This window comes from Verrucomicrobiota bacterium, from assembly GCA_016871535.1.
In the GTDB taxonomy this organism is placed as follows: Bacteria; Verrucomicrobiota; Verrucomicrobiia; order Limisphaerales; family SIBE01; genus VHCZ01.
On record VHCZ01000451.1, the window covers coordinates 1 to 1,913 of the forward strand.

At 57.6% G+C, this 1,913-nt stretch carries 1 protein-coding gene; it reads left to right on the forward strand.

Annotated features, from left to right (window positions below):
* Window positions 1-288: 288 nt before the first annotated feature.
* The gene (gene rpoN / locus FJ398_27495; GenBank protein MBM3841621.1) at window positions 289-1,785 is read left to right on the forward strand and encodes an RNA polymerase factor sigma-54; all 1,497 of its coding nucleotides are present in this window, start codon (window positions 289-291) and stop codon (window positions 1,783-1,785) included.
* The last annotated feature ends 128 nt before the right edge of the window (window positions 1,786-1,913 follow it).

The following is a 1,913-nucleotide window of genomic DNA, read 5'->3' on the forward strand; positions in this document are numbered from 1 at the left end:
TTTTGTCCGTGGCCTGCGTTGGCTCGGTCCTTACAGCCCGCGTTGGGGATGCTCGGACCTCGCCGCCTTGGCCACAGCCAAAATCCCTCGCCGCAGGACCCCGCGCAATTTTCGGACACGCTCTCAGTCGCAGAGCCCTGGCTATGCTCCTTCGTCGTGCCTCGCCAGAAAGCGAAATCGCCTCCAGCAAAACCGGAATTTATTTTTGCACAGACCCTAAGGCCGGTCTAGCAATCTTCATGCCGTGTTTTGCTTGAGATATTCCCAGCACTTCCTAGAATACGTCCGATGGCTCAAGGCCTACATCTATCGCAGAGGATGGCGCTGTCGCAGGTGCTGGCGCCGCAACTCCAGCAGTCGTTGGCGCTGTTGCAGGCGCCCACGCTGGAACTGAAAGCATTGGTCGAACAGGAACTGCAACAAAACCCCGTCCTGGAAGAAGTGCTCGCGACCGACGCCGACCAAGAAATGAAACCGGCGCGAGACGGAGATTCGCCTGCCGAACTGGCCGACCCAAGCGAACCTCCCGCCGACGTGACTTTCGATCCTGCGACCGAGAAATCGACCGGACCGGTGGACGACTTTCAGGCTGAATTCGAGCGGTTAGCCCAACTCGATCAAGAGTGGCGGGACCATTTCGCCCAGACGAATATTCCGGCCCGGCGCAGCCAGGAGGATGAAGAGAAACGCCAATACATGTTCGACTCGCTTGTGGCGGGAACTTCCCTCCAGGAACATCTCCTCGAACAGGTTCGTCTTTCCGATTTGACGCCGGAACAACGCCCGGTTGCCGAGATGATCATCGGGAATATCGACGACTACAGTTACCTTCAGGCCAGTGTCGATGAACTGGCTTTTTCCACCAACATTCCCGCAGAGAAAGTGCTGGAGGTCTTGCGCGTCATCCAGGGCTTTCATCCGCCCGGAGTCGGGGCGCGGGACCTTCGGGAGTGTCTTCTGCTTCAACTGGACCGCTCGGACCGAAAGGATACGCTGGAGTATCGAATCGTGGACAAATACATGGAAGCGCTCGGCAAACGGCGCATCCCGGAGATTGCCCGCGGCCTGAACCTCAGCGTCGAGGATGTGCAGGAAGCCGTGGCTCGCATCGGACACCTCGAACCGCGGCCCGGCCGCGATTTTCTGCCGGACAATCAGCAATACGTGGTGCCCGAGATTTTCGTCCAGAAAGTCGGCGACGAATACGTGGTGAGCACGAACAACGAGCAGATTCCGCACTTGAGAATCAGCAACACGTACAAGGATTTGATGGCGCAGCCGGACAGTTCCACTGAGGTTCGCGAATACATTCGCGACAAGATTCGCGCGGGGAAATTCCTGATCAAGAGCCTCCATCAGCGGCAACAGACGATCCTGAACATCGCGAAAGAGATCGTGAGCCGCCAGCGCGAGTTCATGGAGCACGGGGTTTCGCGGCTCAAGCCGCTGACGATGGTTCAGGTCGCCGAAGTGGTCGGCGTGCATGAAACCACTGTGAGCCGCGCCGTGTCGGGGAAGTATATGCAAACGCCGCGGGGTGTCCTCGAAATGAAGTATTTCTTCACTTCGGGTATCAAAACCGCCAGCGGCGTCGGCCTTTCCAATACGAGCGTCAAGGACATGATTTCTGAGATGATCGAGAAGGAGGTTCCGAGCAAGCCGCTCTCGGACGAGGAGATCGTCAAACTGCTCTCGGAAAAGGGCATCGTCATCGCCCGGAGGACGGTGGCGAAATACCGTTCCGAACTGAATATCCTGCCCTCGCATCTCCGGAAGGTTTACTAGTCCTAAAACAAGCGTACTGCGCTACGTGTTGAGTGGCTGGTAAAAAATTTTGGGAAATTTGCGCATCAATTCTCGCGCTTCGGTGCTCCGAGCCCGCGCCGTGGCTCCAGTTTGCCCCATACGCGACG

Excerpts from the sequence above, each read along its gene's own strand:
- rpoN (MBM3841621.1), top strand. The coding sequence starts at position 289 with ATGGCTCAAGGCCTACATCTATCGCAGAGGATGGCGCTGTCGCAGGTG.